Source organism: Lentzea sp. JNUCC 0626, from assembly GCF_043632865.1.
Lineage (GTDB): Bacteria > Actinomycetota > Actinomycetes > Mycobacteriales > Pseudonocardiaceae > Lentzea.
The window spans coordinates 679,117-705,855 of record NZ_CP171635.1; the positions used below are offsets into that span (position 1 = coordinate 679,117).

Annotated in this window: 20 protein-coding genes; 10 read left to right on the forward strand and 10 right to left on the reverse strand. The window is 69.7% G+C overall.

Going from position 1 to position 26,739, the window contains the following annotated elements; all coding sequences use genetic code 11:
- Positions 1-94 precede the first annotated feature (94 nt).
- Together JNUCC0626_RS03290 and JNUCC0626_RS03295 are read left to right on the forward strand one after the other, a co-directional pair.
- Positions 95-1,072: a 2-dehydropantoate 2-reductase gene (locus JNUCC0626_RS03290; RefSeq protein ID WP_394618143.1), complete on the forward strand. Its 978-nt coding sequence runs from the start codon at positions 95-97 to the stop codon at positions 1,070-1,072.
- A 1-nt stretch (position 1,073) separates the two neighbouring features.
- Positions 1,074-1,997 carry a LysR family transcriptional regulator gene (locus JNUCC0626_RS03295; RefSeq protein WP_394618144.1) on the forward strand — a complete coding sequence of 308 codons (924 nt, stop codon included), beginning with the start codon at positions 1,074-1,076 and terminating at the stop codon, positions 1,995-1,997.
- 48 nt (positions 1,998-2,045) lie between these two features.
- Here JNUCC0626_RS03295 and JNUCC0626_RS03300 read toward each other — a convergent pair whose 3' ends face one another.
- The gene (locus tag JNUCC0626_RS03300; RefSeq protein ID WP_394618145.1) at positions 2,046-2,876 is read right to left on the reverse strand and encodes an alpha/beta fold hydrolase; all 831 of its coding nucleotides are present in this window, start codon (positions 2,874-2,876) and stop codon (positions 2,046-2,048) included.
- A gap of 92 nt (positions 2,877-2,968) precedes the next feature.
- Between JNUCC0626_RS03300 and JNUCC0626_RS03305 the strand changes: the two genes are divergently transcribed.
- The 7 genes from JNUCC0626_RS03305 (at position 2,969) to JNUCC0626_RS03335 (ending at position 11,567) form a co-directional block, all read left to right on the forward strand.
- The gene (locus JNUCC0626_RS03305) at positions 2,969-3,547 is read left to right on the forward strand and encodes a TetR/AcrR family transcriptional regulator (RefSeq protein WP_394618146.1); all 579 of its coding nucleotides are present in this window, start codon (positions 2,969-2,971) and stop codon (positions 3,545-3,547) included.
- A gap of 21 nt (positions 3,548-3,568) precedes the next feature.
- Entirely contained in the window at positions 3,569-4,249 is a 681-nt protein-coding gene (locus JNUCC0626_RS03310; protein WP_394618147.1) for a hypothetical protein, read from the forward strand.
- A gap of 131 nt (positions 4,250-4,380) precedes the next feature.
- Positions 4,381-6,315 (forward strand): molybdopterin oxidoreductase family protein, encoded by a 1,935-nt coding sequence (locus tag JNUCC0626_RS03315; RefSeq protein ID WP_394618148.1) that lies wholly within the window; start codon positions 4,381-4,383, stop codon positions 6,313-6,315.
- Positions 6,316-8,085, forward strand: coding sequence for an NAD(P)H-dependent oxidoreductase subunit E (locus JNUCC0626_RS03320; RefSeq protein WP_394618149.1), 1,770 nt, complete (start codon positions 6,316-6,318; stop codon positions 8,083-8,085).
- Complete coding sequence (locus JNUCC0626_RS03325) at positions 8,082-9,005, forward strand: 2Fe-2S iron-sulfur cluster-binding protein (protein ID WP_394618150.1); 924 nt, start codon at positions 8,082-8,084, stop codon at positions 9,003-9,005. Before JNUCC0626_RS03320 ends, JNUCC0626_RS03325 begins: the two co-directional genes overlap by 4 nt.
- Before the next feature lie 37 nt (positions 9,006-9,042).
- Positions 9,043-10,584, forward strand: a complete 1,542-nt coding sequence (locus JNUCC0626_RS03330; protein ID WP_394618151.1) for an aldehyde dehydrogenase family protein — start codon at positions 9,043-9,045, stop codon at positions 10,582-10,584.
- Positions 10,581-11,567: an acyl-CoA dehydrogenase family protein gene (locus tag JNUCC0626_RS03335; RefSeq protein ID WP_394618152.1), complete on the forward strand. Its 987-nt coding sequence runs from the start codon at positions 10,581-10,583 to the stop codon at positions 11,565-11,567. The genes JNUCC0626_RS03330 and JNUCC0626_RS03335 overlap by 4 nt, the downstream gene beginning before the upstream one ends.
- Here the strand turns inward: JNUCC0626_RS03335 and JNUCC0626_RS03340 are convergent.
- The 9 genes from JNUCC0626_RS03340 to JNUCC0626_RS03380 form a co-directional block, all read right to left on the reverse strand.
- Positions 11,553-13,049 (reverse strand): thiopeptide-type bacteriocin biosynthesis protein, encoded by a 1,497-nt coding sequence (locus JNUCC0626_RS03340; RefSeq protein ID WP_394618153.1) that lies wholly within the window; start codon positions 13,047-13,049, stop codon positions 11,553-11,555. The two genes, JNUCC0626_RS03335 and JNUCC0626_RS03340, sit on opposite strands and share 15 nt — an antisense overlap.
- Before the next feature lie 11 nt (positions 13,050-13,060).
- Positions 13,061-14,584: a YcaO-like family protein gene (locus tag JNUCC0626_RS03345; RefSeq protein ID WP_394618154.1), complete on the reverse strand. Its 1,524-nt coding sequence runs from the start codon at positions 14,582-14,584 to the stop codon at positions 13,061-13,063.
- Positions 14,581-16,050, reverse strand: coding sequence for a hypothetical protein (locus JNUCC0626_RS03350; protein WP_394618155.1), 1,470 nt, complete (start codon positions 16,048-16,050; stop codon positions 14,581-14,583). The genes JNUCC0626_RS03345 and JNUCC0626_RS03350 overlap by 4 nt, the downstream gene beginning before the upstream one ends.
- A 5-nt stretch (positions 16,051-16,055) precedes the next feature.
- Entirely contained in the window at positions 16,056-17,135 is a 1,080-nt protein-coding gene (locus tag JNUCC0626_RS03355; RefSeq protein WP_394618156.1) for a hypothetical protein, read from the reverse strand.
- On the reverse strand, positions 17,132-19,549 hold the full coding sequence (locus JNUCC0626_RS03360; RefSeq protein WP_394618157.1) for a lantibiotic dehydratase: 2,418 nt from the start codon (positions 19,547-19,549) through the stop codon (positions 17,132-17,134). Before JNUCC0626_RS03360 ends, JNUCC0626_RS03355 begins: the two co-directional genes overlap by 4 nt.
- Positions 19,546-19,725: a thiazolylpeptide-type bacteriocin gene (locus JNUCC0626_RS03365; RefSeq protein WP_266040363.1), complete on the reverse strand. Its 180-nt coding sequence runs from the start codon at positions 19,723-19,725 to the stop codon at positions 19,546-19,548. The genes JNUCC0626_RS03360 and JNUCC0626_RS03365 overlap by 4 nt, the downstream gene beginning before the upstream one ends.
- A 107-nt stretch (positions 19,726-19,832) precedes the next feature.
- On the reverse strand, positions 19,833-22,517 hold the full coding sequence (locus tag JNUCC0626_RS03370) for an AfsR/SARP family transcriptional regulator (protein WP_394618158.1): 2,685 nt from the start codon (positions 22,515-22,517) through the stop codon (positions 19,833-19,835).
- A gap of 299 nt (positions 22,518-22,816) precedes the next feature.
- Positions 22,817-23,440 (reverse strand): TetR/AcrR family transcriptional regulator, encoded by a 624-nt coding sequence (locus JNUCC0626_RS03375; protein WP_394618159.1) that lies wholly within the window; start codon positions 23,438-23,440, stop codon positions 22,817-22,819.
- A 4-nt stretch (positions 23,441-23,444) separates the two neighbouring features.
- Positions 23,445-25,775, reverse strand: coding sequence for a glycoside hydrolase family 3 protein (locus JNUCC0626_RS03380; protein WP_394618160.1), 2,331 nt, complete (start codon positions 25,773-25,775; stop codon positions 23,445-23,447).
- A gap of 142 nt (positions 25,776-25,917) precedes the next feature.
- Between JNUCC0626_RS03380 and JNUCC0626_RS03385 the strand changes: the two genes are divergently transcribed.
- Positions 25,918-26,619 (forward strand): AfsR/SARP family transcriptional regulator, encoded by a 702-nt coding sequence (locus JNUCC0626_RS03385; RefSeq protein WP_394618161.1) that lies wholly within the window; start codon positions 25,918-25,920, stop codon positions 26,617-26,619.
- Positions 26,620-26,739 lie beyond the last annotated feature (120 nt).

Genomic DNA, 26,739 nt, shown 5'->3' on the forward strand with positions numbered 1-26,739 from the left:
ACAGCTTTTCGTATGCAAAAAGCACTTCTAGAAGAACAGTCGGGTTGTACGTATACTGTATGCAATCTTGCCGTGTGGCAGAGCGGGGCGTGCTATGAAGATCGCTGTTCTCGGAGCCGGAGCGATCGGTGCCTACGTCGGAGCGGCCTTGGACCGGGCCGGCGTGGAAGTCCACCTGATCGCGCGAGGAGCCCATCTCGCCGCAATGCGCGAGCACGGCGTGCGGGTGCTGAGTCCGCGCGGTGATTTCACCGCGCGTCCACATGCGACCTCCGATCCCGCCGAGGTGGGCGAGGTCGACTACGTTTTCCTCGGTCTGAAGGCGTACTCCTACGCGTCGTCAGGCGATCTGCTCGCCCCGTTGATGGGGCCGGACACCGCGGTGATCGCCGCGCAGAACGGGATTCCGTGGTGGTACTTCCACGGCATGACCGGGCATCCCCTGGAGGGACACCGGATCGAGGCCGTGGACCCCGGCGGGTCCGTCACCGCCGTGCTGCCGATGGAACGCGCGATCGGCTGCGTCGTCTACTGCTCGACGGAGATCGAGGATCCGGGCGTGATCCGGCACCTCGAGGGCACCCGGTTCTCGATCGGCGAACCGGACCGCAGCATCTCCCCGCGGTGCGTCGCGCTGAGCGAGGCGATGATCGCGGGCGGGCTGAAGTGCCCGGTGGAGAAGGACGTCCGCGAGGACATCTGGATCAAGCTCATGGGCAACGTGGCGTTCAACCCGTTGAGCGCGCTGACCCGCGCGACCATGGTCGAGATCTGCGAGCACGACGACAGCCGCGACCTGGTGGCCCAGATGATGGCGGAGACCCTGACCATCGCTCGGGCGGCGGGCTGCGACCCGCAGATCTCGATCGACAAGCGCATCGACGGCGCCCGCCGGGTCGGGCACCACAAGACGTCGATGCTCCAGGACCTGGAGGCGGGCAAGCGGCTGGAGCACGACGCGATCATCGCCGCGGTGGTGGAGATCGCCGAGCTCACCCGCGTGCCGGCGCCGACGCTGCGGCACGTCTACGCGGCGATCGACCTGCTCTCCCGCACGTCACTGGTGTCCTGAGTTGCTGCTGCGACAGCTGGAGTACCTGGTCGCCCTGGCCCGTGAACGCCACTTCGCGCGTGCCGCGGAGTCCTGTCACGTGTCCCAGCCGTCGTTGTCGGCGGCGATCAGCAAGCTCGAACGCGAGCTCGGGGTGCCGATCGTGTCCCGCGGCCGCCGGTTCGAGTCGCTGACGCCGGAGGGGGAACGGGTCCTGCTGTGGGCGCATCGCATGCTCGCCGACCGCGACGCGCTGCGGCAGGACCTGTCCCGCATGAGGGAGTCGCTGTCGGGAATCCTCCGGATCGGAGCCATCCCGACAGCGCTTCCGACCGCGCCCCTGCTGACGACCCCATTCTGCGAGCGCTACCCGCACGTCCGCGTGACGCTGGAGTCGTTGTCCTCGCAGGAGATCACCCGCGGGCTCGAGGAGTTCGAACTCGACATCGCCATGACCTATGTGGACGGTTCGACGCGCGCGATGCCGTTGTACGAGGAGCGGTACGTGCTGCTGACGCCCGCCGACGAGGAGATCGCCGAACGCCCGGTGGCGCGGTGGGCGGACGTGGCCGCGCTGCCGTTGTGCCTGCTGACGTCCAAGATGCGCAACCGCCGGATCCTCGACGGGGTGTTCGCCGACAACGGCGTGCAGCCGGTGCCGGTGATCGAGGCCGACACCGTGGCGACGTTGTGGGCGCACGTGGCGACCCGCAAGTGGTCGAGCGTGATCGCGCACGCGTGGTTGCAGATGTTCGGTACGCCAGAAGGGATGCGGGTGGTGCGCATCGAGGATCCTCAGCGGGTGCCGCAGATCGGGCTCGTGGTGGGAGACCAGGAACCGGTGTCGATGCTGGCGCGGGCGATGCTCGGGCTCACCCGCGGCCTGGACGTGCGCGGCGAGCTGGACCGCATGCTGCACAAGCACCTCGACCGCCGGGACCTGTGAGCGCGGCGGGGACCGGAGCGTCACCCACCGGTCCCCGCCGCGTTCAGGTCACGCGCTGAGGAACTCCAGCGTCTGCTCGACGAACAGCTCGTGGTGCTGGAACAACGCGCCGTGGCCCGCGTCCGGGTAGATGCTCAACTGGACGTTCGGCAGGTGCTTCGCGAGGTTGAACGAGCTGATCGTCGGGAGCATGACGTCGTTGTCCCCGTTGACGACCAGCGCCGGCTGGCGGACGTTCGCGAGGCCCTCGGGCGATCCCTGCTCCCACTTGGCGAGCGCCACCGCCTGCGCCCCGATGGTCTCGTTCGTGACGTCGGTGTCGCGGTCCTCGGTCCGTTCGTTCAACCGCGCGAGGAACTCGTCCCCGGCTCGCTGGCTCGTCGCGGTGGGGGAGAAGAACAGCAGGTGCTTGGGGTGCTTGCCCGCCTCGGCCGACTGCTGCAGGGCGTTCTGCAGCAACGGAAGCGCGTTGGCGGGGCCGGTGTCACCCGCCGGTGACGTGCCGGCGAGGACGATCCGGCGCACCAGCGAGGGTTCCCGTTCGGCGATCACCTGCGCGATCATGCCGCCCATCGACACGCCGAGCAGGTCCACCTCGGCGAAACCCAACGCCCGCAGGAACTGCGCGAGGTCGTCGGCCATCGCCTCGACGCTGTCCGGCGTCGTGCCACCCGACGCCCCCACGCCGCGCAGGTCGACCAGCACGACCCGGCGCTGTGCCGCCAGCCCGTCGACCACCGCCGGATCCCAGTCGTCGAGCACCGCCGTGAAGTGGTGCAGCAACACCAGCGGCACCCCCTCCTGCGGGCCGACCTCGCGGTAGGCGAACGGCGTGCCGTCCACGTCGACGGTGCGCGTGACAGCGGTGTTTGCGCTCATGGTCCCCTCACGGATGGATAGAATAACGATCGCTATGTAACGAGCGTTATCGTATGATCAGAGCCCCGGTCGAAGTCAAGTTGGGGAGTGGCGTGCGGTACGCGAAGGACCACAAGGAGCAGGCCAGGGCCGCGATCCTGGCCGCCGCGTCACGTCCGTTGAAGGAGAAGGGTTTCCACGGCGTGGGCGTCGACGCGCTCGCCGCGGCGGCCGAGGTCACCTCCGGCGCGCTCTACTCGCACTTCGGCAGCAAGGAAGGCTTCCTGGAGCAGGTGATCCGGGACTACGTCAGCGCCGACTTCGAGGCGCTCAAGGTCGAGGACCGCGACGAACGACGGCGCCGGCTGGTCGAGTTGATCGGCATGTACCTGAGCGACGAGCATTGCCAGGACGTCGCCGGCGGCTGCGTGCTGGCGGCGCTCACGGTGGACGTGGCGCGGGCGAGTGACGCGGTGCGCGAGGTCTACCAGTTGCAGATCTCCCGCATGGTCGCGCTCATGTTGCCCGCCATGCCCGGCGACGAAGAGGAACGCAGGCAACGGGCGTGGGCGTTGGTGGCGTCGCTGATCGGGGCGGTGTCGGTGGCGCGGGCGCTGCCGGCGGGGGCGCACCGCGACGCCGTGCTCACGGCCACGTTGCGGTCGATCGAAAACTCCATCACCCAGGGATGATTTGAGTTACTTTCATCCCGAATGCCGGAAACCTGGGGGGTTCGGGTGAGGAACTGGGGCGCGGTTCTCGTCGTGCTGGCACTGGCCGGCTGTTCCGCCGACCCCACGCCTGCTCCTCCGCCGCCGTCCGCCGCCAGTGCGGTGCCGACGCCCGCTGACCTGGACAAGCGCGTCAAGGCCGCCCTGGCGCCGCCCGGTGCGTTCGACTCGCTCGGTGGCAGGTTCTCCCGCGACAACCCGGAGAACGAGGCCGACCCGGCGCTCGACGAGGAGCCCGTGACCTCCGTCTGCACCGACACGCCGATGCGCATCGACACCGGCATTTCCGCCGCGCGCATCCGGTCGTGGGGAGGCGGCGTGCAGTTGCTGGAGATGGTGCACGCCACCTCCGACCTGCCGGGGACGGTGATGCTGTCGACGGTGCAGCGGTGGTCGCGCCTCTGCACCACCTACAGCCCCGAAGGCGTGAGCAACAGGACTCTCGTTCCGGACGTCCCGCTCGCCAAGCCTGCCGGTGTCGACGAGGCCTACTCGTACTGCGAGAAAACGGATTTCGTCATCTTGCCGGTCCGCTGCACCGCTGTCCTCGCGCGGGGCAACCTCCTCGCCACCATCACCGCGATGGGGGCGGACCAGGACGCGGTGATGGAGCAGCTGCGCTCCGCCCTGCCGATCTTCGTGGAGCCGTTCGTCAAGGCCTGAATCCGCCTTCATAGATGCGATCTATGACGCGATAGTTCTGTTCTCTCAACGCGGTCCATCGTCAAGAAACCGCAACAGGGGCTAGCGCGTACAGAAGATTGCATACAGTATGTGGGGAGGAGGTGCAGACGATGAGCAGGCGGAAGAAGACCGAGCCCTACGTGCGGCTCACCCAGCCCCTGGTGCGTGATTCGGGAATCCTGCGACCGGCGAGCTGGGACGAGGCGCTGGACAAGGCAGCAGAGGGCTTCCGCAGGAACGTCGCGCTCGGCGGCCCCGACGCGTTCGGGATGTTCTCCTGTGCGCGGGCCACCAACGAGATGAACTACATGGCCCAGAAGTTCACCAGGGCCGTCATCGGTACCAACAACGTCGACTCGTGCAACCGCACGTGTCACGCGCCGAGCGTGGCCGGTCTGGCCAAGGTGTTCGGCAGCGGCGGCGGAACCTCCTCCTACCAGGAGATCGAGGACGCCGACCTGATCGTGCTCTGGGGATCGAACGCCCGCGAGGCGCACCCGATCTTCTTCCAGCACGTGCTGAAGGCCGTGAACAAGGGCGCGAAGCTCTACGTCGTCGACCCGCGGCTGACCAGCACCGGCAAGTGGGCGCACAAGTGGTTGCGGCTCAAGGTCGGCACGGACATCCCGCTGGCGCACGCCATCGCGCGCGAGATCATCGCCTCGAACCTCACGAACATGTCGTTCGTCGAGCGCGCCACCGAGGGCTTCCAGGAGTTCGTGAAAGCCGTCGAACCGTGGACGCTGCCGGTCGCCGAGCTCGAGACCGGGGTGCCCGCCGAGCTGATCCGCGAACTGGCGCACGCCTACGCCAAGGCGGACCGCGGCCAGCTCAGCTGGACGCTCGGCATCACCGAGCACCACAACGGCACGAACAACGTCCTGAGCCTGATCAACCTGTCGCTGCTGACCGGCCAGGTCGGCCGCTACGGCGCGGGCCTGAACCCGTTGCGCGGGCAGAACAACGTGCAGGGCGGCGGCGACATGGGCGCCATCCCCGACCGGCTGCCCGGGTTCCAGGACATCACCGACCCGAACGTCGCCAAGAAGTTCAACGACGCGTGGGGCTCGAACTTCAAGGCAGCCAAGGGCTGGAACCTCACCCAGATGCTCGAGGCGATGGAACGCGGTGACATGACCACCGTGTACATCATCGGCGAGAACCCGGTGCAGTCCGAGGCCGACTGCGAGCACACGATCAAGCGACTGTCCAACTTGGACCACGTCGTGGTGCAGGACATCTTCCTCACCAAGACCGCGCAGCTCGCGCACGTCGTGCTGCCCGCCGCGGCCGCCTGGTGCGAGACCGACGGCACGTTCACCAACAGCGAGCGCCGGGTGCAGCGCGTCCGCAAGGCGTTGACGCCGCCGGAAGGCGCCCGCGACGACATCGAGATCATGGGCGAGATCGCCCACCGGCTCGGTGCGAACTGGGAGCACAAGACCGGCGAGGACGTCTGGGACGAGTTGCGCAGCCTCTCGCCGATCCACACCGGCATGACCTACGACCGGTTGGAGAAGCTCGGCGGCATCCAGTGGCCGTGCCCGGACGAGAACTCCCTCGAACCCAGCTTCCTGCACGGCAGGCTCTGGGAGGAGGACCCGGTGAAGCGCGGCATGCCCGCGACGTTCTCGCCGGTGCCGCACAGCCCGCCCGTGGACGAGCTGACCGAGGAGTTCCCGTTCCGGCTCACCACCGGACGCCGCCTCGACTCCTACAACACCGGGGTGCAGTCGGCCGGCTTCGAGTCGCCGTTGCGGGTCGGCGAGACGCTCGACCTGTGCCCGGAAGACGCTCTGACGCTCGGGGTCATCGCCGGCGAAGAGGTGTCGATCACGAGCAGGCGCGGCCAGATCCAGGCGCCGGTGCGGATCGACGAGGGTCTCACGCCGGGGCTCGTCTTCATGACGTTCCACTTCCCGGACGAGATCGACGTCAACGTCCTGACGATCGAGGCGACCTGCCCGATCGCCGGCACCGCTGAGTACAAGGCAGCAGCCATTCGCATTGACAAAATTGCCAAGGTTCCCGTGAAGGTGGGCTGAGTGGATCTCAAACTGCTCGACGTCGAACCGTCCGAGGCCGAACGCGTTGTCGTCGACCTGTTCGCGGGGATGGGCAGGGACCAGCTCCTGCCCGCCCTGCACGCGGTCAACGACAGGGTCGGCTGGATCAGCCAGGGCGCGCTGAACCACATCTGCCGCGTCCTGCACATCCCGCCTGCCGAGGCGTACGGGGTGGCGAGCTTCTACTCGTTGTTCTCGCTGACCGAACGGCCGGCGAAGGTCACGCACGTGTGCGTCGACCTGGCCTGTCAGGTCAACGGCGCGAAAGCGTTGTGCGACAGGCTGACCAGCGAGCTCGGACCGGCGGGGGCGAAGAGCGGTTGGTTGCGCAGCCCGTGTCTCGGGGTGTGCGAGAAGGCTCCGGTGGCGCTCGCGTTCGAGGCGGGTGAGGTGGCGGCGGAGCAGCTCCTGGCGCCCACCACCGCCGAGGAGGTGATCGCGGTGGCGGCCGCCGGTCCCTCCCACGTGGACGGTGAGCGCGCCGAGGTGCCGCAGGCCGGTGACCCCGGCCTGCGGCTGCTCAAACGGGTTGGCGTCGTCGATCCGGAGTCGCTCGACGACTACCGGGCGACGGGCGGCTACGCGGCGTTGCGGACGGCTCTCCTCCTGGGACCGTCCGGGGTGATTCGCGAGGTCACCGACGCGAAGCTGATGGGCCGCGGCGGTGCGGCGTTCCCGACAGGACGCAAGTGGGACGCGACCGCCCGCCAACCCGTGCGACCGCACTACCTGGTGTGCAACGCGGACGAGAGCGAGCCCGGCACGTTCAAGGACCGCCTGCTGATGGAGGGCGACCCTTACGCGGTGATCGAGTCGATGACGATCGCCGGGTTCGCGGCCGGCTGCTCGCGCGGCTACCTCTACCTGCGCGGCGAGTACCCGCGGGCGTTGCACCTGCTGCGCAACGCGATCGCCCGTGCTCGTGAGCGCAACTTCCTCGGCGAGAACATCATGGGTCACCAGGGTTTCTCGTTCGAGATCGAGATTCGCCGCGGCGCGGGTGCCTACATCTGCGGCGAGGAAACGGCGATCTTCAACTCGATCGAGGGCTTCCGCGGTGAGCCGCGCTCGAAGCCGCCGTTCCCGGTGGAGTCGGGCCTGTTCGGCAAGCCGACGGTGGTCAACAACGTGGAGACGCTGGTCAACGTGCCGGTGATCCTCACGGAGGGGTGCGAGGCCTACACCGGCATCGGCACCCCGGGTTCGGCGGGCCCGAAGCTCTTCTGCCTGTCGGGCAACGTCAGTCGTCCGGGCGTGTACGAGGTGCCGTTCGGCACCACGCTCGGAGAACTCCTCGATCTGGCGGGTGGCGTGCCGCCAGGCCGGGAGCTGCGAGCGGTACTGCTCGGCGGGGCGGCAGGCGGGTTCGTTCGCCCGGACGAGCTCGACCTGCCGCTCACCATGGAAGACGCGCGCGCCGCGAACACCACGCTGGGTTCCGGCGTCGTGCTGGTGCTCGACGACACGGCCGACCTGGGCGCGTTCCTGTTGCGCATCGCCGCGTTCTTCCGCGACGAGTCGTGCGGCCAGTGCGTGCCGTGCCGGATCGGCACCGTGCGCCAGGAGGAGGCGATGGCGCGGCTGGTGGGCAAACGCCCGCTGAGCACGTCGGCCGAGGATCTCCAGCTGTTGAAGGAAGTCGGGCAGGTCATGCGCGACTCGTCCATCTGCGGCCTGGGCCAGACCGCCTGGAACGCCATCGAATCAGCCCTGTACCGGCTCGGCTACGCGGAGGAGGCAGCACGATGACCATCGTTGAAATCGGTCTTCCGAAGCGTCTGGTCGAGCTGACGCTGGACGGCGAGTCGGTCCGGGTGCCAGAGGGTGCGACGATCCTGGACGCCTGTACGGCACAAGGGAAATCGATCCCGACGCTGTGCTACGGCGACACGCTGAAGCCCGCAAACGCTTGCCGCGTCTGCATGGTCGAGGTCGAGGGATCGCGCACGCTCGTGCCGTCGTGCTCGCGCAAGGCAGAGCCCGGCATGGTCGTGCACACCGACTCCGAACGCACCAAGCACAGTCGCAAGCTGGTGCTCGAACTCCTCGGGTCCGCCACGGACCTCTCCACCACGCCGCACGTGGACGAGTGGATGTCCGCGTGCGGTGCCGACCCCTCCCGCTTCGGCCCGCCGGCACCGCCGTCGACCGACCGGGACGACCGCCGCCCCGGCGAGCACGACGAGCCGGACGGCCAGACGGCCGCGACCGTGCGGCAACCGGCCAAAGTGGACAATCCGCTGTACGTCCGCGATCTGAGCAAGTGCATCATGTGTTACAAGTGCGTGGACGCGTGCGGCGACCAGTGGCAGAACACGTTCGCGATCTCGGTGGCCGGCCGGGGCTTCGACTCGCGGATCTCCACGGAGTTCTCCACGCCGCTGCCCGAAAGCGCTTGCGTGTACTGCGGCAACTGCATCGAGGTCTGTCCCACGGGTGCGTTGAGCTTCAAGCGCGAGCACGACAAGCGCGAGGACGGCACCTGGGACGAAGAGGCCCAGACGCAGACCACGACCATCTGCACGTTCTGCGGGGTCGGGTGCAACCTCACCCTGCACGTGCAGGACAACGAGATCGTGAAGGTCACGTCTCCGCACGAAAGCACTGTCACGCACGGAAACCTGTGCATCAAGGGTCGATTCGGCTGGCAGCACGTGCAAAATCGCTGATCAACGGTCAGTTCCTTTGGCCAGGGAGGGCGCTCCGATGTCGTTGATCCTCAAGCCCGGAACTTCCTGGAACGACGTGTATTCGCGGTGCGTTTCGGTAGCACCGGAAGCGTTCCACGAAGACCGGCTGCTCAACCACTTCGGCGGCGAGTGGAGTCGTTCCGGCGAACCGATGCCCGCCACCAGCCCGGTCGACGGCTCCACCATCGCGGGCCCGCCGTTCCTCGACTTCGACGTCGCGGGACGGGCGGTCGTCGCGGCCGTCGACCAGCACATCGAGTGGCGCAACGTCACCCTGGCCGACCGCAAGGCCAGGGTGACCGAAGCACTCGACGCTCTCACCGAGCACCGCGACCTGCTGTCGTTGCTGCTGGTGTGGGAGATCGGCAAGCCGTGGCGGCTCGCCACGGCGGACGTGGACCGGTGCATCGAGGGGGTGCGCTGGTACGTCGAGGAGATCGACTCGATGCTGGCCGGCCGGACGCCGTTGAACGGCCCGGTCAGCAACATCGCGTCGTGGAACTACCCGATGAGCGTGCTGATGCACGCGATGCTGGTGCAGGCGCTGGCGGGCAACGCCGTCATCACCAAGGCACCGACCGACGGTGGCGTGAGCTGCCTGACCTTGGCGACCGCGCTGGCCGTGCGGTCGGGATTGCCGTTGACCCTGGTGTCCGGAAGCGGGTCGGAACTTGCGCCGGTGCTGGTCGGATCCTCGTTCCTGGGCTGCGTGTCCTTTGTGGGCGGTCGTGATGTCGGCAGTTCTATTGCGACGCGCCTGGTCGACTCGAACCGCCGGCACGTCCTGGAACAGGAGGGTCTGAACTGCTGGGGTGTCTGGGAGACCGACTCCTGGGACATGCTCGGCACGCAGATCCGCAAGGCGTTCGACTACGGCAAGCAGCGGTGCACCGCCTACCCGCGGTACGTCGTGCAGCGGTCGTTGTTCGACAAGTTCCTCAGCGTCTACCTGCCCGCGGTGCGGGACGTGAAGTTCGGACACCCGCTCGCCGTCGCTTCGCCTGACGACGAGCTGCCCTCGCTGGACTTCGGGCCGTTGATCAACGACGCGAAGGCCAAGGAGTTGGGGGACGTCGTCGAGGAGGCCGTGCGGGCGGGCGGTGTGCCGTTGTACCGGGGAACGCTGGAGGGTGGCCACTTCCTGCCGGGACAGCAGACCGCCGCGTACCTGGCGCCGGTGGCGATCCTCGACCCGCCGCGGTCGTCGCCGCTGCACCACGCGGAGCCGTTCGGGCCGGTCGACACGATCGTCCTGGTGGACACCGAGGCCGAGTTGCTGGCCGCGATGAACGCCTCGAACGGTGCTCTGGTGGCGTCCCTCGCCTGTGACGACGAGGCAACGGCTCGACGGCTGAGCGAGGACGTCCAGGCGTTCAAGGTCGGCATCAACAAGCCGCGTTCCCGGGGTGACCGGGACGAGGTGTTCGGCGGTCGCGGTGCCTCGTGGCGCGGGTCGTTCGTCGGCGGTTCGTTGCTGGTGCACGCCGTGACAGAGGGCCCGCCCGAGGAACGGCCGTACGGCAACTTCCCGTCCTACTCGCTCTACCCACCCACGTGACCTACCGGGCGGACCTGCTCCGCATCGTGCAGACCGTGGTGGCGCCGAACGCGGCGGACGTCGATCAGCACTCCCGGTTCCCGCGCGCGGCTCTGAACGCGTTGGGTGCCAAGGGGTTGCTGGGCATGACGATCTCCCGGACGGTCGGCGGGGGAGGCCAGGACGTGCGCTCGGCCGGCCGGGTGGTCGAGCAGGTCGCCCGCGTGTGCGCCGCAACCGCTTCCGTGTTGCGGTCGCACTACTCGGCGGCGGCGGTGCTCGACCGGTCCGGGCCGCACTGGTTGCGGGCCGAGATCGCGGCGGGCCGGCACCTGTCGACGCTGGCGGCCTTCGGTTCTGCCGGCGAGGCGTCGTCGCACGGTGACGTGGTGCAGGTGCGGGCGCGCAAGAACTGGGTGATCGCGGCCGGGGAGGCGGACAGCTACGTCTGGTCGTGCGGCTCGGGTCTGTGGCTCGTGCCCGCCGAGGCGCCAGGATTGTTGGTGCCCGCCGACCACGCCGGGATGGGTCTGCGGGGAACCGTTGCCACGTGCGTGCAGGCCGATCCCGTGCGGGTGCCGGCGTCGAATCGGCTGTGGTCCGAGGAACTGGCGTTCCCGTGGTTCATGGTGCTCGGGGCGGCGGTGTCGCTCGGCCTGATGGAGGGGGCGCTGGCGGCGGCGATCGGCGTGCTGGGCCGTGATGATCCGCGGACCCGTCCCGATCTGGCCCGCATGCGGTTGCGGACCGACTCGGTCAGGGTGCTGTACAACGACACCCTGTCCGCGGTGACGTGGCATCCGGAGCGGTCCGCGGACCGCGTGCGGCTGCTGGCGGTCACCGCGACCGAGGCCGCCGTGGCCGTGACGGATCTGGCGATGAAGGTGTGCGGGGACGCGGCGTTCCGCCGTGACCTCGGCATCGAACGCCGGTTCCGGGACGCGCGGGCGGCCGCCGCGATCGAGCCGACCGTCGACGTGCTGCTGGACTCAGTCGAGATCTGAGGCCAGCGGCAGGAAGTAGACGAGTGCGTCGTCCACGCCGTCGAGTCCGATGACGTCGTGGGCGATGTCGTCGTAGAACCCGCCGACCAGCCCCGTCCGGATGCCGAGGTTGGCGGCCGTGACCGTGAGGTTCTGCGCCAGGTGCCCGGCCTCGGTGAACGCGAACCTGAGTGCTCGCAGTCCGTAGGTTTGTCTCAGACTGCCTAGCCTGATGTAGAGAGCGAGGACGGCGGGGGTGCCGGCGAGTTCCGTCGTGCCCTTGCCGAACCACATCGACGTCGCTTCGAGGTCCTCGATGGACGGTGCCTCGCCGAACCAGGTGAGCGCGCGCTCGACCTCGTTGACCTCGTAGCGGCCTCTGCTCAGGCCGTCGACGTTCAGCGCGATGATCCTGATCCGGGCGCAGTACTGGGCTCCGGCGCTCGGATACGGCCACCTGCCGTCCTTGGGGGACATGGCGTTCCAGAGCAGGGTGCCGAGCTGCTCCGCGGTCAGGTCGCCGGTGAGGTCGCGGCTGGTTCTTCTGGCCCTGAGCGTGTCGGTGTCCACTGTGGAGGGCAGCGCGGTGGTGGCGGGCCAGGACTGTCTCGGCGTTGTCGACTTTCTCGGCAGCTGGTCGGTGAAGCCCGGCAGGAACTTGCTCGCTTCGAGGTAACGGCGGTCCGGCGCGGTCTCGCCGTCGTCGTGGAAGTCGGTGAGGCCGTTGGGGGACATGGCGGCCGCTGCGGTGGTCCAGCAGATCATGCGCTCTTCGTTGGGGGTGATGCCCATGCGGTTGAGCAGCATGTGCAGCTGGGACGCCCACACGTAGGGCAGCCAGGTGTCCAGCTTCTCGTTGGCCTCCTTGATCGTGGTGCGCCAGTGGGCGATCGCGCCGCGCGGGTCCCGGTGCCATCGGGCGGCGAGGTCGCGGCCTCTCTTGGCGAGCAGCTGGTTGGCGGCGTGCTGCGATCCGATTGTCGGGGCCGGCGCCTGCTCCTGGACGTTGCGCCAGCCCGAACCGAGGCTGCGCAACCACCCTGCGGCCTGGGGGAGGCTGAGGTCGAGTGCTCGGGCCGTGGCGATGGTGAGGTCGATGGCGGCCGTCAGCCTCGCGCTGTCGGTGTGGGTGGCTTTCAGGACCGCGATCGCCACCTGTGTGCTGTGGCAGAACACTTCTTCCGCGAGCGGGAGTGCTTGCGGTCCGCCGTACCGTTCGGTCTCCGGGACGTACTCGACTTGGCGGACGTCGCCGTGGGGGAGCCAGTCGGGTTCGTCTTCGGCTTGTCCGAAGGTCTGGTCGGCGATGAGCTTTGCCAGCGTGTCCTTGAGGGTGTCGCTGTCGGCGTTGCGGAAGCGGACGCGCAGGTGCGGCCCGGTCTCCCAGTAGCGCAGGAAGTACCACTCGTGGCCCGCCATCGCGGGGGCGAGCGACTCGGCGATGAAGGTGTCGAGGTCCGCGCGGTTCCAGTTCACCCTGCAGTGCAGGCCGGTCCAGGTCACAGCTTCACTCCTCAGGGGAACGGGTGGGGGTGCGTCTGCCTGGGGACGAGCCTTGCCAGCCCCTTGGTCCTCCGGTGGCCGAACGTCATGGGCAGCGCGCCGGGCACGACGACCTTGGCCGCGTGCAGGCCGAGCGTGTTGACCGTGTGCGGATCCGACTGGTCGACGGCGATCACCTCGAGGCCCATCGCTTCGACGTGGTGTGCGAGCAGGTGCTTGAGGTCGGTGTGGGTTCGTCGGTTGTGCAGGTGTTGCGGGGGTTCGTCGTTGACGAGGAACGAGTACCGCTCTTTCGCTTCTTCCAGGGTGTTGACCGCGACGTGGTCGTCCATGGACCTGACCAGCTTCGGGTTTTCGAGGAGTGCCTTCAGTCGTTCCGATGCGTAGTCCTCCGGCTTGGCCCTTGCCCGGTCGGCGAAGGCCTCGACGTCCACCGCCACCTCGACCGCCGCCGACCGCATGGCCTTGACGGGGTCGGGGCTGGCGCCCGCCGCGAAGAACGCCTGCGGCAGCCCAGGGCGCTTCGCCCTGGCCAGCGTCATGACCGCCGGGATCTTCAGGTCGTTGGTGGCGTCGAGGAAGAGGAGTTCGTAGCCGAGCTCCTCGAGCCTGTCCTCGAGGTGGTGCAGCAGCGGGTCGGTCGCCTTGATCCTTCTGAGCGGCGTCTTCCCGTACCAGGCCATCAGGAACGCGTCCCGTTCCGCGACCTCGAACAGCCCGTGCAACACCGCCTCCGTGAGGCTGTTGCCGAGCCCGCACCCGTTCGACGTCTCGTGCACGAACCTCTCGCCCGGCACACCCCAGTACGCGATCTGCTCCGGCACCAGGACCTTCCGGCTTCTCGTGTACGACCAGCCTTCGACCCAGCGCATTTTCAGATTCGGGTGGTAGGTGTCGTTCTCGTCGTCCAAGCCGAGGGTGGCCGGGTCGACCGCTCGTGTCGGCCCCAGCTCTGCGAACGACGCGTCTACCGCTGCTGGTTTGCGTGGCCGCATGCCGTTGAGGCGTTCGATCAACTCGAAGATCGCCGTCCGCTCGGCCTCTTCGAACGACGTGGTGCGGCCGTACCCGACCGTGTGCGCGTCCAACTCCGCCGTGACGGTGGCCAACGGCAGGTGCCCGGTCCTGAACAACGCCGTCACCGGCCCGTGCCGGAAGTCGACCAAGGCCTCTTTCAACGCCTCCGCCGTGGTCTTCCCGTTGGGCGTGCGAAGCTCACCGTTGGGCGTCTTCGTGTTTTCGGCGCTGTTCTGGACCGGCTCGCAACACGTGCCCGGCTTGATCCGATGGGTGGACACCAGCCCGAGGTCGCTTCGGATCGCGGTGACCGTGCCGCTCTGGTGGTTTTCGAGTGCCGCGACCAACGGTGCGAACGCGGGCGCGGTGATCCCTTTGAGGGTGAGCGTCTGCTTCGGTGCCTGGGCAAGCCGCGCGTTCTCGGCGCAGCCGGTGCAGACGTCTTCGGTGGGACCGACGAGCGTCAGCGCGCCGTCCGCCCGGACGACCGGCGGGTCCTGCGTCGTGTAGGTGATCATCGGTACGCCCTGAGGCCGGCAGCTTCGAGTTCGGGGTCGAGTTCCACCGGGCGGATCTCGACGCCCAGCTCCGCGATCGCTTGCTGGAATTCCGCTTCGCGTTCTCTGATGTGCGCGGGCCAATGCCACTGCCTCGTGACCCAAGCGGGGTTCTCGGTGACCTTCGCGGGCGCGGCGCCGTTGAGGTGCGCGGTCCCCACCTGCCCGGCCTGCGCGTACCCGGCGGCGGCGAGTGCGGCGAACGCCACCGCATCTCGGGCCGTCGCCTCGACGGCCCACGCCAGAACCCTGTGCTTGTCCCGGATCTCCGCCTTGTGCACCCCGTCCGCGAGCCGCTCGACCCTCACCACCGCAGGCACCCCGAACCGCGCGGTCAACGCCTTCCACCACCGATGGGCAGTCGGATCGCTCGTCCACTCCGCGGCGTCGGCTGGTTCCCCTCGCAGGTGCCGTGCCTTGTCGCGCAAGGCGGCCCCGCGGGCGTGGACGTCGTCGATGCCGAGCACGCCGTCGGACTTGAGGGCGTTGAGAGCGGCGTTCAGCCGTGCGGCGTCGGCGGTGGTGCCGATGCCGAGCGCCGCGCCGGAGGTGGCGAGGTTGGCCGGGACCTGGGGGAGTGCACCGAACTCCGGGGTGTCGACGGGGCCGAGTTCGGCGTCGGTCAGGGCGTCGAGGGCCTGCCACGGGTCGGTGGGCGGTGGGCCTTGGAGGATCGGGTGGTAGGTGGCGGTGAGCGGGTCGGCGTGCGCGACCAACGCCATCGGGTAGGCGGCGTCGGGCGTGGGGTCGGGCAGGCCGGCGACGGCGCAGACGAGCCGGTGCACGGCAGCGGACCCGATCAGGGTCGGGAGGATCCCGGTCGGTTCGCCGGTGAGCCCGATCCTCGCGCGGATTCGCATAGTGACTTCAGTGTCGACCAAAAGAGATGCCTCGGTGGTGGGAGGCAAGACATACCCGACCTCCGCGCCGCACTCCGCCACGACGGTGAGACCGCCGGCAGAGAGGGAGAGTTCGCTGGCAGAGGTGGTCGCCCCCGACACCGCCAGCCCCACCGCTTCCACCGCCAGCCTCGCCGCCCCGGCCAGCACCCCACTCCCCGACACCACCACCGCGACCCCGCGCAACCGCCCCCAGGCCGCCGCCGGCTCCACCGCCGCCGACTCCAGCCAGGCCGCCACCTCAGGCGAAGGCGCGTCCGCACCCCATTTAGGCGTCTCCACGAGCATGTCGTGCTCCCACAACTGCTCCACGATCAACGCCACCGCCGCCCGCACCCCCGGTGCCGCATCGACCGGCGCCGACAGATCCGCCCGCAACACCCCGCCGACGAGCTGCGGAGCGAGGCGTTGCCACACCTTCCACAGCCCGCGGCCGCCGGTCAGCGTGCAGTTCGACGTCCAGCCGCGCAGGTGCAGGCCGTCGGGGGTCGGAGTGGCCTGGACGACCGGGCGCAGTCGCACGAGCACGGGCGTCACCCCGTCTTCCTGAGTGCGGCGAACTGCTCGGACCAGGTGGTGCCGAGCACCTGCTGGGCCGCCTGCGACAGGAGGTGGGCCGCGGCGTAGCGCTCCATCGGGGTCACGTCGCAGAGAGCCAGGAGTTGGTAGAGGACGTTGGTGCCCAGGCGATAGACGGTCATGGCGCGCGCCACGGCCGGAGACGAGAGGTCCACCGTCCACATCGCTGTGTGGTAGTCGGTGAACGAGGTTCGCTCGCCGTAGTTGTAGCGGCGGATGGCGTCCGGGTCGCCGACCTCATAGGCACGTGCGCCGTGGCGTGGGTTCGGATCGGGGCTCAATTCACCCGCGTCGTAGGTCTCCTCGGCGGCCAGCCGCAGGGCGATGGTCCAGTTCTGCCAGGCGGCTTCCAGCACGGTCGTGGGCTGGCCCAGGGCCACCTGGGAGACGACGGCGCAGGCGGCGGAAGCGTTTGCGGACCAGATCTTGTCCAATTTGGACCGAATGACGCCGTCGGGGTCGCTCGCCAGCAGGAAGTCCTCGACGTGCGAGAGGAACGAGTGGTAGCCGTACTGGAGGCCGCCGGGGTAGCGGCTGGCGTGCACGGCCATCGCGGTCAGTGCCAGCAGCGGGCGGGAGACGTCGAGCGACGGGCGCAACACCGGAACGCCCAGACGAAGGCCCTCTGCGCGCAAAGCCACGTGGGCCGGAGGGAGGAAGGTGGCGGCGCGGGAGGTGTCGGTCGGTTCGATGCGCACGGAGTTGTTGGGGTGGAACGGGGTGAACGGCGGCAGCAGCAGTTCGGCCACGGCGGCGGACTCGGCGTGGGCGAGCAGTTCGGACGTGGACAGCTCCACGCCAGAAGGAGCACCAACCAGATGAGAACGCAGCAGAGTGGCTACCAGCAACGCCGCTGTCGAACACGACGGACCGGAGAGGACGACGCGCAGGTGTGGGCCGTGCAGCCAGTGGCGTTCGACGTGCCCGACCACGTCCGGGAACGCCGCCAGAGCAGCGGAAAGGGCGGGCAGGACGCCGTCGCGCAGGAGCGGAGCCTTGACGGGGTCGTGGTAGTAGACGACGACGTCGGTCATCCGGCCCTCCGATAGGTCTCCGCCACCACTTCGAGCACCTGGCCGGACGGCACCGGCAACGCCTCGGTCAGCCGGACGTGCGGGCCGTAGCGGGGTACCAGGCGTGGCAGGCAACGCAGGTGCAGGGCGTTCAGCAGGTCGACGTACTGCGGCTTCGGGCCGTTGACGCGGGCCTCGAAGTCCTCGCGGGACGTGATCACGCCGCCCATGCCCGCGAACAGTGCGGAGGGCAGGCCGAAACGCGAGCGTAGAGCCGTGGCGCCCAGCACCGAACCGAACGCCTCGGCCAAAGCCGCGGCAGGGAAGTCCCAGTAACGGCGGCCCAGCACCACGTCGCGGTAACGCAGGCGCGAGGCAACCCGGACATCACCCATCAACGACACCGGTTGCAACGGGGTGAGGTCGGCCGCGCCGCACGACAGATCGGTGTGCAGGGCGGCGGCGCGGTCCGGCAGGGAGATCGGCATCAGGTAGCCGAGGTACAGCACGTCGAGCAACGCGCCGTTGTCGCGGCGGCGCAGGCGGAGTTCGTCGGCCACCTGGTCGTGGAAGATCTCCAGGGCGTCCGGGGTGTGGTCGGCCCAGCGCGGGTCCTCACCGATCTCGGCGCGGCCGAGCAGCGGGTGCAGGTTCGGGTTGAAGCCCTGCACCGGGCGGTACTCCAGGAAACCGCGCGGGAACACACCGTCCAAAGTGGCCCGGACCATCGCGTAGGCCTCGGGCGGCAGCAGGTCGAGGAACCGGCCCGGGAAACGGCCGAAGCCGTCGTAGATGTGGTTCACCACCAGGCCGTCGGGGGACGGCTGGGCGAAGAACGAGTAGGAGACCGGCCGGGTCTTCATCCACGACGGGAGGAGATCGGCGGCGGCGGTGACGACCTCGTCGGTGATCACGCCGTCCTGCACCAGGTCCGAGACCTGGGCCCGGCTCGCGCCCAGGCCGCCGGTCGGCGCGCCGGACATCGCCTCGTGCATCAACGGCGCGCACTCGGCGAGCCGCGCGACGCCGCCGTGCCCGAACGCCGACACGAAGAGGTCCCGCGAGTGGCGGCGGATCGCGAGGTGCCGGTCGAACAGCATCAGCACCGGTGTCAGCCCCGCTAGTTGCCGCACTCCGTCGTACCCGTGCGACCGGTCGAGCCGCACCGGTTGCGGCAGCACGACGTCCTCGCTCAACGGCGTCACGTCACCCAACTCGACGCCGACGAGCGCCCCCAACGCCTCCCACGCGGAGAACAACGCGGCCAGCGCGGCCGGCCGGGCGGAGGCCTCCAAAGAAGCGAACGCCACAGTGTCCCGATGAAGCGCCATCAACTGATCAGCCAACGAAGAACGCCCGGTGTCCCGCAGCCACGAGGCCAACGCGGGACAGGCCGCCGGGTCCTGCGGATCGACCGGCAGTACCGGCACGAGAAGCTTGATGTCGAGCAACAACGCCACATAGTGCTGCGCGCGATCGGACTCGCCGTCCGGCAACCGGGTCGCCAACGCGCTGGCGAGCTCGGCCGGGCTGATCCCCTTGGGGTTCGCCCCGGTCAGCCCGACGAGGAACTGCAACGGCGCGCTCGACGCCAGTTCGACGTCCTCCTGGATGCCGACGTACGCGCGCAACGGCCCGCGAGCGGGCACGTCGCGGCGGAACTTCGCCTGGCCGCCCTCGAAGTGCACGTCGGGTGCCAGCCGGTGCGGATGATCGACCACGTGCGCCCGGTCCGCGAGCAGAGCCGCGATCAACCGGGACAGCAACACCTGGCTGACCCGCGTCACCGCGACCGGGGTGCCGAAGTCGGGCTCGGGCGCGTCGGGCGACCACGTGCCCCAGCCGACCGCCGCGTACCAGGACAGGGGACTGGTCTTGGACGTCGCGCGCAGGGCGTAGCGCAGCACCGTCGGCTCGGCCTTGCGGGCGCGCTTGTCGTCGGAACCGGCGCGCGCGAGCCCCTGCCAGAGGTCGCGGCCGCTGAACACGGCCGCCTTCCGCACCGACTCGTCCCCGCACAACGCGGCGAGCACGGCACGTTCGGCGGAGAGCGCCTCAGGCAGCAACCGTTCGACCTCGGCGGCCGCCGCAGCCCGTGAGTCCATTGCGGACAGCCACGAACCGAGCTGAGGAAATCGCTCGACGAGACCAGCGGCCTCGGTCAGCAGAGCCGGGCGCGGCATCCGTCCGTTGTGGACGTCGCGGCGCAGCGGCAGCACGACTGTGCGGTGGTAGACGTCGGAGTGCGTCCCGGCGCTGTCGTGCAACAGGTCCGACACCGGACCCGTCAACGACAGCAGCGTGGCTTCGAGCGCCGCCAACGTCTCCACCGCCCGCCGGAACGGCGCTGCCGTCGCAGCGCCGTCCGGGTGCGGCAGGGCCGCCAGGCGCACGAGTGCGTATGGCGCTGTTTCTCCCTGCACGCGTTCGCTCATGCGTTCTGGGCGGGAAGCTGGGGCTGGGTGCAGCTGCTGCACGACGAGCTGCCGCACGAGCACGACGAGGCACCTCCGGAGGCACCGGACTCCGGCAACGCGACCGAGTCGCGCAGGGAGGTGACCGCGAGGTCGCCGAGCTCCAGGTCGTCAGGGTCGAAAGAGAGATCCTTCATGCCGTGTCCTCACGTCTTCAGTTGTTGTCACCAAGCCCCAGAAGGGCAGTGACCTCAGGCTGAAGAAGCGCGATACGGCACGGATCGCGCTTTGCTTGATCGGCCGGTCAAAGCCGGGCGCGGACCTCGTCCGCCTTGGGTTCGCCCAGCTCCTCGAACAACGTCGCGGACTCCAGCCAGCACTTCTCCGCGCCCCGCCGGTCACCGAGCCCGTCCAGTGCGAGGCCCAGGTTGTCGAGCGACTCGGCCTGCCCGTACAGGTCGCCGATCGCGCGGAACGTCTCCAGCGCCCGGTCAACGTAGGCCACGGCCTGCGGGAAGTCGAGCAGCCCCCGGTACACCTCGCCGACGTTGTTGAGCAGGATCCCCTCGCTGTACGGGTCCTTGACCTCCTGCCGGATCGCCAACGCCCGCAGGTACCGCGCCAGCGCCACGTCGAACCGGCCCGCGTCGGCGTGCAGCAACCCGATGTTGTTCAGCAGCACGGCCGCCGTGTGCAGATCACCCAGCTCACTCGCGATCTCGGCCGACTGCTCGTACGACACCAACGCGTCCTCGGGCCGGCCTTCCGCCATGTGGACGATGCCGATGTTGTTCAACGTCGGCACCTGACGCGACTTGTCCCCGGTGGCGCGGAAGATCGCGAGCGCCTGCTGGTAGCAGTCGATCGCCTCGTCGTGCCGCCGCACCTCGCGCAACGCGATGCCCAGCGTGATCAGCATCCTGCCCTCGGCCGACCGGTCACCGACCGAGCGCGCGGCCGCCAGCGCGACGCCGTGCGTGTCGAGCCAGTCCGCCCAGTGCTTGCGCAGGTTGAAGAAGTCCCACAGACATTGAGCGAGGCTCCACGAGTGCTCCGGCAGGTCGTGCTCGGCGGCGTCGCGGATCGCGGCCACGAGGTTCGCGCGTTCCGTGTCGCACCACAGCAGCGCCGCGTCCCGGTCCGCGAACGACCGGGGGTGCACGGCCGGGTCCGCGGGACTGATCTCCAGCTGTCGCTGGGGATTGAGCTGCTGCGCGCCGTGCCACGACGTGTGCACGTACCAGTCGAGGACGCGACGCCGGGCCAACGTCCGCGCGGGCGGCGGTTCGGCGGCCGTCACCTGTTCGACGGCGTACGCGCGCAACAGGTCGTGCAGCCCGTAACGGTCCGGAGTGTGTTGCTGCAACAGGTGTTCGTCGAGCAACGTCTCCAGCAGGTCGCTGGCCTCGTGCGCGGTCAGCCCCGCGAGGGCGGCGGCGGAGTCGGCGGTGACGTCCTCGCCGGGGTGGAGTCCGAGGAGGCGAAACAGACGCCTCTGGTTCTCCGGCAGCGCCTGGTACGAGAGGTCGAACACGCCCCGCGCACCGAGACCGCCTCCCCGCTCGAGCCGGTCCACGAGGTCCTGCATCGTCCACTGTGGACGTCGAGCGAGTCTTTTCGCGGCCAGCGCCACGGCGATCGGCAGGTGACCGCACAGCTCGGCGATCCGCCCCGCCGCCTCGCGATCGGCCGCGACCCGGTCCTGCCCGGCGATCCGGGACAGCAGCGCCAACGCCTCGGACGGCGTGAACACGTCGAGGAACAACGACCGCACCCCGTCGAGCTGCAACAGCGTGCGGCGACTGGTGATCAGCACCACGCACGTCCCGCTGCCCGGCAGCAACGGCCGCACCTGGTCCTCCCCGGCGGCGTTGTCCAGCAGCACCAACGCGCGCTTGCCCGCCAGCCGATCGCGGTAGAGCGCCGCCCGGTCGTCCAGCGACTCGGGGATCTGTCCGCCCGGCACGCCGAGCAGTCGCAGGAAGCTCTCCAGCACGGCGGACGGGTCGGCGGGCAGCTCGTCCGCGTCGAACCCGTGCAAATCGGCCCACAGTTGCACATCGGGGAAACGCTCGACGAGCCGGTGAGCGGCACGGACCGCCAACTTCGTCTTGCCCACCCCTGCCATGCCCTCGATCGCGGAGATCACGATCGTGGACTCCGGCCCCGGCTCGATCAGCTTCTGCAGTTCGGACTCGCGCCCGGTGAACTCGGCGATGTCCATCGGCAGCTGCCGGTGCGCGCTCAACGCGGCGGGCGAGGGCACCCGGCTTTCGAGGATCACCTGCTGCAACTGGCGCAGCCGCACGCCGGGCTCGACACCGAGCTGCTCGACCATGTGCTTGCGGGCCGTTGCATAGGTTTCCAATGCCTCGCCCCGCCGTCCGGAGCGGTCCTGCGCGAGCATCAGCAACGCCCACAGCTCTTCCCGCAACGGGTGCAACGCGGTCTCGCGGCGCAGCCGGTCGATCACGTCGTCGAACCGGCCGAGCTCCAGCGCCGCCTTCGCGAACCGCTCGACGGCCGTGAGCCTGCGTTCCTGCAACCGCGTGAACTCCGCGCGCAGCAACGGCCCCGCGTTCAGCTCGGCCGTCGGGATGCCGTGCCACTTGGCGAGCGCCTGCCCGAACAGGTCGGCGGCCGCCTCCACGTCCTTCTCGGTGAGAGCGTTCTCACCGTCGCGCACCAGCTGGTCGAACGCGTCGAGGTCCAGTTCGCCCGGCTGCACGACGAGCTGGTAGCCGTGCCCGGTCCTGGTGACGAGCCGGTCGCCCAGCACCTTGCGCAGCCCGGCGGCGTACGTGCGCAGGTTCGACTCGGGCGCGACCGGCGGGGAGTCCCACACCGCGTCGGTCAGCTGGGCGAAGCTGACCGCTTCGTTGGCGTGCAACAACAGCATCGTGAGCACCGCGCGCTGCCGGGGTCCGCCCAGCTCCAGCAGTGTGCCCGTCCGCCGTACCGCCAGCGAGCCGAGCAGCAGGAACTCCACAGGTAGATCGCTCCTCGATGATCAGGATCCGGGTGCACGTCCATACTCGCGCACAATCTCGCGGTCTGTGCACAGCCTGGGCGAAATCTGTGCACGCCCCCTGTCATCTTTGTGTCCAGATCCGGTACCTGCGCCGCCAGGCCCGAACACCTGGGAATGGGGGTCGGCGCAGTTGCCGGGTTCGGTTCCCCCAAGAACCCGGCCGGCGTGTGAAAGTCACCGCGCACGTCGGCCACCTACCGCAAGACCGGTGGCCCGGACGGGTCCCCCAGACTGAACCGGGCCACCACCTTGCGAACTCAGCGACCCCAGCGCGTGCGCAGGGTCGCGACGAACACCTCGAACTCGGCCGTCATGGACACCTCGTCCGGCTCCAGCAACCACTGCTGTTGCAGCCCGTCGATCACCGCGATCGTGGTGCGGACGATCGCGGTGATCGGCGCTTCTGCCGCCATCTCACCCTGCTGCCGACCTGTCCTCACGGCATCGGTCAGCCACTGCTCGAGACCGCGGTAGTGCTGACGGATCCACGGGTGCGCGGGGTGGTCCGGCTCGGTCGCCTCAGCGGCCAGCCGGACGAACAGACCCACCAGGTGCGGCCGGGTGGAGTTGCGGGCCACGAGGGCGGCGAGCGCGTCGAACGCCGCCCACCCCAGCGGAGGTCCCGAGGTGCCGGCCAGGAAGTCGCCGTCCTGCCGGTCGCGTTCCTCCAGCACGGCGGTGAGCAGCGCCGCCTTGCTGGGGAAGTGGTGCAGCAGACCGGACTGCGAGAGCCCGGTCTTCGCCGCCACGGCCGCCACCGACGTTCCCTTGAACCCTGTTAGCGCGAACAACTCGGTGGCCACGGCCACGGCCTTCGCGCGTGACTCCTCGCCGGAGACGTCCCCGCGCGACCTGGCCCGGTACCTGGGCGGGACGGACACCGCGTCACCTCACTCCATGATCAGCGGGCAGGGTAACGCGGACGTCGCCCAGACCGCGGGCGATCACCACCTCACCGGTGACCGGGTGCCACCCGTCGGCCCACCGGCGCTGGGCGCGGGGATCGCAGGGGACCTCGACTCGCACGGTCTCGCCGGGGTGAGCGTGCACACCGGCGAACCCGACCAGACGAACCGGCTCGTCCGACGGCCGCAGGTACACCTGCACGACCTCGCGCCCCGCCCGCGCCCCCGTGTTGGTGACCTCCACCGACACCGAGCCGACCGCCCCGTCCGCGCCGGTCACCGCAGCGGCGCCGTACTCCCAGCTCGTGTAGCCGAGCCCGTGCCCGAACCAGAACAACGGGTCGGACGCACCCCGGTAGCCGAAGGCCGTTCCCTCCGAATACACCAACTCACCGTCGACCGGCACCAACGGCAACGCGTCGGCATTCGTGCGAGGAAAGGTGGTGACCAGACGCCCGGCCGGTTCGATCTCGCCGAGCAACGCCGCCGCCACCGCGTCCCCGGCCTCCTGCCCCGGCAACCCGGCCCACAACACCGCGTCGACCTGCGCGAGCCACGGCATCAGCACCGGAGTAGCGGCGTTCACCACGACAACCGTGCGCCGGGCGGCCGCCGCCACCGCCGCGACCAGCGCGTCCTGCTCGCCCGGCAACGCCAGCGTCGTCTTGTCGAAGCCCTCGGTCTCCTGCTCCTCGGTGAGCCCGACGACCACGACCGCCACGTCCGCCTCGCGCGCGGCCCGCACCGCCGCACCGATCGCGTCGGCCGGGGCACGCGGCACCGGCTGGGTGATCAGGCCGACCAGCGCGACCGCCCCGCGCACGCGGGCGGTGATCCGCTCGCCGGGGGAGAGCAGCACCTCGGCCGTCCAGTGCGGCGGCTTGAGCAGCGCCTCCTCGACGATCCCGGTTCCCCGCTCCAGCACGGCGGCGTGCCGGCGTCCCGCCACGTCGATCGTCCAGTCGCCGAACCCGCGCACGCCGATCAGCATCCGCGCCGGCTCGTCCAGCACGACCTCGCCGGACACCTCGATCGACGCGGCCCCCTGCGCCCAGCCGCCGTACGCGGCCAGTTCGGCGATCTCCATGTCGCGCGACGCCAGCACCTCGCCGTCCGCGTCGTACGTCGTGGCGCGGATGTCCTTCAGCACGCCACGAGCCGGCGCGGCGTACCGCTGCCGCACCTCCACACCGTCCACAACGGACACAGCGGTACCGAGTCGCGAGGTCAGGCCGTCCGCGATGCTGATCACGTGCGGCGGCCGCACCCCGGCCGAACCGCCGCCCTGCGCGACGGTCGCGACCGCGTGCCGTCCGATCAGCGCAACGGAAGACTCCTGCAACGGCAGCACACCGGAGTTCTTCAGCACGGTCATGCCACCCGCCGCGAACCTCCGCAGCTGCTCACGCCGCACCTCGCTGTCGGGCGCGGGCAGATCCGCGGGCCACGACCGCACGTCACCGAACGCGCCCGTCCGCGTCGCCAGCAGCAGCACCCGGGCCACGTGGTCGTCGATCACGGCCTCGGCGACCTCACCGGCCCGCACCGCCGCCACCAGCTTGTCCTCCCACGGCCCGCCGGGACCGGGCATCGCGAGGTCGAGGCCGCCGTTCGCGCTCGCCGCCGTCGACTTCGTGGCGAACCAGTCGGACATCAGCAGCCCGTCGAACCCCCACTCGCCCTTCAACACACCCTCGACCAGCTCGGTGTGCTCGGTGGCGGGAACGCCGTTGACGTTGTTGTACGCCGCCATGATCGCCCACGGCGAGGAGTCCTCGACCACGATCTCGAACGGCAGCAGGTAGACCTCGCGCAACGTCTTCTCGTCGAGCACCATGCTCGCCGTGCGCCGCTCGGTCTCGGACTCGTTGGCCACGTAGTGCTTCGGCGTCGCCGCGATGCCCTTGTCCTGCAGGCCCCGCACGTACGCGGCCGCGATCACGCCGGTGAGCAGCGGATCCTCGCTGTACGCCTCGAACAACCGGCCGCCCAGCGCGGTGCGGTGCAGGTTGATCGTCGGGCCGAGCACGACGTGGACCTGTTGTGCCGCCGCCTCGTCCGCGAGCACCTCACCGACCTCGCGGGCCAGCGCGACGTCCCAGTGCTGGGCGAGCAACGTGGCGTTCGGCAGCACGCACGCGATCGTGCCGCCGCGCAGTTCGGCACCGCGGACACCGGTCGGGCCGTCGGACAGCTTCAGCGACACCAACCCGATCTCCGGCTCCGGGTGCAGCGCGAACAGCGCGGACCCGGTCAGCAGCCGGACCTTCCGCGCCAGGTCGAGACGTGCGATGGCCTTCTCGATGTCCATGCTTCCGAGCACACCAGAAGCACCGACTGAGTGGTCGGTCGGTATATCTGGCTGTGACCTTTCGGTTATCGGGAGGTGATGTGACGCGAGGTGGCACACCCGTGGCACGCCTTTGGGTTGTGTCCAAGGGGAGGGGAATCTGATGAAGATCGAGGTGCGGCTGCTCGGGCCGCTCGAAGTCCGCGGCCCGAACGGCCCGGTGCACTTCACGGGCGCGCGGCGGCGGGCCGTGTTCGCGTTGCTGGCGTTGCGGACCGGACGGCTCGTGTCGAGTTCGGCGCTGGTCGACGGCCTGTGGGGCGAGGACGTGCCGCCGACGGCGACCAAGACGTCGCAGGGGCACGTCGCGAAGGTCCGCCGGGCGCTCGAACTCGCGGGTGCCGACGGCGTGGTGCTGACCCGCGAACCCGGCTACCTGCTCGACGTCACGCAGGTCGTGGTCGACGTCGAGGAGTTCGACGAGCACCTGCGGCACGGCAGATACGCGGAGGCGTTGAGACTGCACAGAGGCGAGCCGCTCGCGGACTGCCCGGTCGAGGGCTGGGCCGAAGCGGAGGTCGTGCGGCTGCGCGAGGCGGTGGCGTTCGCGGAGGAGAACCACGCGGCGGCCCTGTGTCTGAGCGGTCGGCACGCAGAGGCGATCACGCAGCTCGAACGGCTCGTCGCGCTCTACCCGTTGCGGGAGTCGTTGTGGGAGCTGCTGATGGAGGCTCAGCACCGGGCGGGTCGCGCGGGTGACGCGTTGCGGACGTACCGGCGGGTGCGCGCGCTGCTCGTGGAGGAGTTCGGCATGGAACCCGGGATCGCGTTGCGCCGCAGGGAAGCCGCGGTCCTCGCCGGGTAGCAGGGGGAGCCGCGGACTCGCTGGCGGCGGCGGGTCGGGCGGTGGCTGGCACGGCGGCCCGTGTCGGGGGTGCGGGCCGCCGTGCCGACGCCGTGGTCCGTGCTGGGGTACGAACCACGA